This is a genomic window from Sphingopyxis sp. (assembly GCF_035565275.1).
In the GTDB taxonomy this organism is placed as follows: domain Bacteria; phylum Pseudomonadota; class Alphaproteobacteria; order Sphingomonadales; family Sphingomonadaceae; genus Sphingopyxis.
Map to the genome: position 1 here is coordinate 1 of NZ_DATMST010000082.1, position 3,469 is coordinate 3,469.

The 3,469-nt window shown below is 67.5% G+C and carries 4 protein-coding genes; all 4 read left to right on the forward strand.

The features are described 5' to 3' along the window. The coding region (gene ccmE, locus VN047_RS06335; RefSeq protein ID WP_325541180.1) for a cytochrome c maturation protein CcmE at window positions 1–377 on the forward strand (377 nt) is incomplete at its 5' end. Then, window positions 374–2,344, forward strand: coding sequence for a heme lyase CcmF/NrfE family subunit (locus VN047_RS06340; RefSeq protein WP_325541182.1), 1,971 nt, complete (start codon window positions 374–376; stop codon window positions 2,342–2,344). The genes ccmE and VN047_RS06340, both read left to right, overlap by 4 nt. Beyond that, window positions 2,341–2,871, forward strand: coding sequence for a DsbE family thiol:disulfide interchange protein (locus VN047_RS06345; protein WP_325541184.1), 531 nt, complete (start codon window positions 2,341–2,343; stop codon window positions 2,869–2,871). Before VN047_RS06340 ends, VN047_RS06345 begins: the two co-directional genes overlap by 4 nt. Continuing rightward, a complete protein-coding gene (locus VN047_RS06350; protein WP_325541186.1) occupies window positions 2,868–3,299 on the forward strand; it encodes a cytochrome c-type biogenesis protein in 432 nt (143 codons plus the stop codon). The genes VN047_RS06345 and VN047_RS06350 overlap by 4 nt, the downstream gene beginning before the upstream one ends. The last annotated feature ends 170 nt before the right edge of the window (window positions 3,300–3,469 follow it).

Sequence of the window (3,469 nt, forward strand, 5' to 3'; positions counted from 1 at the left end):
CGGGCGTGCTCGCCGCGAGCGCGCTGCGCGACGAGGCCGCCTATTTCCGTACGCCGGTCGAGATCGCCGGCGGCGCGGCCGCAGTCGGCGAAGTGATGCGGCTGGGCGGCATGGTCGCGAAAGGCAGCATCAAGCGGCAAAGCGACGGGCTGACGATCCGCTTCGTCGCGACCGACGGCAAGGCGTCGGTGCCGGTCGAGTATAAGGGTATCGTCCCCGACCTGTTCGGCGAGGAGAGCGGCATGGTCGCAGACGGGCGGATGCGCGCCGACGGGACTTTCGTCGCCGACCGTATCCTTGCCAAGCATGACGAGCGCTATATGCCGCCGCAGATGGGCGATATGCCGAAGAATATGAAGGCGCCGGCAGCGACATGATCGCCGAACTCGGTCTCGCGCTGCTCTGGATGGCGGCGGCGCTCGCCTGCCTGTCGCTGGTCGCGGGGACGCTGTTCCTGCGCGGCGGACAGAAGGATCTGGCCGCGCTCGTCCGGCCCGCAAGCGTGGCGCAGGGCGTGCTGACGACGGTCGCTTTCGGCCTGCTGATTGCGCTTTTCGTGCGGTCGGACATGTCGGTCGAACTCGTCGCGCGCAACAGTAACAGCCTGAAACCGATGATCTTCAAGGTCGCGGGGACGTGGGGCAACCACGAAGGGTCGATGCTGCTGTGGCTGATGATCCTGTCGCTGTCGGGCGGGCTGATCGCGATTTTCGAGCGGCGCCTGCGCGAGGATACGCTGGTTGCGACCTTGGCGGCGCAGGCGGCGCTGAGCCTTGGTTTCTTTGCCTTTCTGCTCTTTTCGTCGAACCCGTTCAAGCGATTGCCCGTTTCCCCGCCCGACGGGCAGGGGCTCAACCCGCTGCTCCAGGACATCGGGCTCGCCTTCCACCCGCCGACGCTTTACGTCGGCTATGTCGGCCTGTCGGTCGCGTTCAGCTTTGCCGTGGGCGCGCTGATCACGCGCGAGATCGGTCCGGCGTTCGCGCGCGCGATGCGGCCGTGGGTGCTCGGGAGCTGGATATTCCTGACGCTGGGCATCACCGCGGGCAGCTACTGGGCCTATTACGAGCTCGGCTGGGGTGGCTGGTGGTTCTGGGACCCGGTCGAAAATGTGTCGCTTGTCCCCTGGCTTGCGGGCGCGGCGCTGCTCCATTCGGTGGCGGTGACCGCGACGCGCAATGCCCTGCGCGCCTGGACGGTGATGCTCGCGGTGATCGGCTTTTCGATGTCGATGGTTGGCACCTTCATCGTGCGGTCGGGGCTGCTCACGAGCGTTCACAGTTTTGCGGTCGATCCCGAGCGCGGCACCTTCCTGCTCGCGTTGATGGCGATTTATATCGGTGGCGCGCTGACCCTGTTCGCGTTGCGCGCGGGAAGCGTCGCCGAGGGCAAGAAATTCGCGCTGCTCAGCCGCGAGGGATCGCTGGTGATCAACAATCTGCTGCTTACGACGATCCTCGCGCTCGTGCTGCTCGGCACGCTCTACCCGATCGTCGCCGAGGCGATGGGCGAGAAGATTTCGGTCGGGCCGCCCTATTACAACAAGGTCGCGGGCCCGCTCGCGCTGGTCCTCTGCCTTGTCATGGTCGCGGGGCCGCTGCTGAGCTGGCGCAAGGACGACGGGAAGCGGCTGTGGTCGCGGCTGCCGGCGGCGATCTTTGCCGGCGCGGCGGTGCTGTTCGCGCTGATCCTTTTCGGCGGCAAGGTCGGCCTGTTGCCGCTGCTCGGCATGACCGTCGCGGGCATCGTCGCGGTCGCGAGCCTTGCGCCGCTCTGGGGCCGCAACCTTCGCCGCACGCCGCTGCCGACGTGGGGCATGGTCGTTGCGCATTTCGGCGTCGCGGTGTGCCTTGCCGGGATGGGCGCCGAAAGCGCCTTCATCAAGGAACGGCTGGTCGCCGCCGCGCCGGGCGAGGTGATGAGGATCGGCGATTTTTCGGTGAAGTTCGCCGGGGTCAAACCGGTGGCGGGGCCGAACTATACCGCGATCGAGGGCACGCTGGTCGCGACGACATCGTCGGGCAGCAGCTTTACGATGAAGCCCGAGGCGCGCACCTTCCCCGGCCTGATGGGCACCGCGCCAACCGAAACCAACGAAGCGGCGCTGCTGACGCGTCCGGGCGGGCAGCTTTATGCGGTGCTCGGCCAGCCGGTAACGAGCGACGACGGCAGCGCCGACCGCTACCAGATCCGCCTGTGGTGGAAGCCGCTGGTGTGGTGGATCTGGCTCGGCGGCGCGCTGATCGCGATCGGCGCCACGCTCTCGCTGCTCGGCCGCGCCCAATTGCTGGCCATCTGGCGCGCGCGTCGCGCGCGCAAGTCCGGGGAACGTTTTGCGCCATGAAGAACCGATGGGTCCTTTTCGTACCGCTTGCGATCATGGGATTGCTGTTCGGTGCCTTTGTCTACCGGCTGGTGACGCCCGCGGAGACGCTGATCCAGTCGCAGTGGATCGACAAGCCGATGCCGCTGTTCGACCTGCCGCCGGCGACCGCAGGCGTCGAAGGATTGAAGAGCGGACAGCTTGCCGACGGCCGGCCGCGGCTGGTCAATGTGTTCGCGAGCTGGTGCATCCCGTGCCGCGCCGAGGCACCGCAGCTCGAGGCGCTGAAGGCGGCGGGCGTGCCGATCGACGGCATCGCGATCCGCGACCGGCCCGAGGATGTCGCGATGTTCCTCAAGGAATATGGCAATCCCTTCGATCGCATCGGATCGGACATGCAGAGCAGCGTCCAGATCGCGCTCGGATCGTCGGGCGTACCCGAAACCTTCCTGATCGATGGCAAGGGGATCATTCGCGAGCAGATCCAGGGCGTGATCCTCGCCGATCAGGTGCCGGAGATCGTCGCGAAGCTGGAGGCGATGAAATGACGCTGCGGCTGATCCTTCTCTGCCTGCTCGGCGCGCTCGCGCTGCCGCTGGCGGCGCAGGACCGGCTGCCGCCCGCGCCCTATGCCTATCAGCAGCTGCGAGACCCGGCGCAGGAGGCCCGCGCGAAAGCGCTGATGGAGGAACTGCGCTGTCTCGTCTGTCAGGGGCAGTCGATTGCCGACAGCGATGCGCCGCTCGCGGGCGACATGCGGCACGAGGTGCGGAGCAAGATCGCCGCCGGCGAGAGCCCCGATGCCATCAAGGCGTGGCTCGTCGCGCGTTATGGCAATTGGGTGAGCTACGACCCGCCGTTCGATGGGGCGACCGCCCTGCTGTGGCTCGGGCCGCTGCTTTTTCTCGCGCTTGGCGGATGGCTGGCGTTCGGCAGGTTCCGGCGCGGCGAGAGCGACGGGGAGGATGCGGCATGATCTGGTTCTGGATCATGCTGGCGGCTGCGGTGACGATCGGCGGTATCATGGGGCTTGGCAAATTGCCCGCAGCTGCGCGGCCGCTCGCGGCGGCGGCAATCCTGCTCGGCCTTGCGGGCTATGCGCTGCAGGGCAGCCCGTCGCTGCCCGGCAAGCCCGACTTCGCGGGG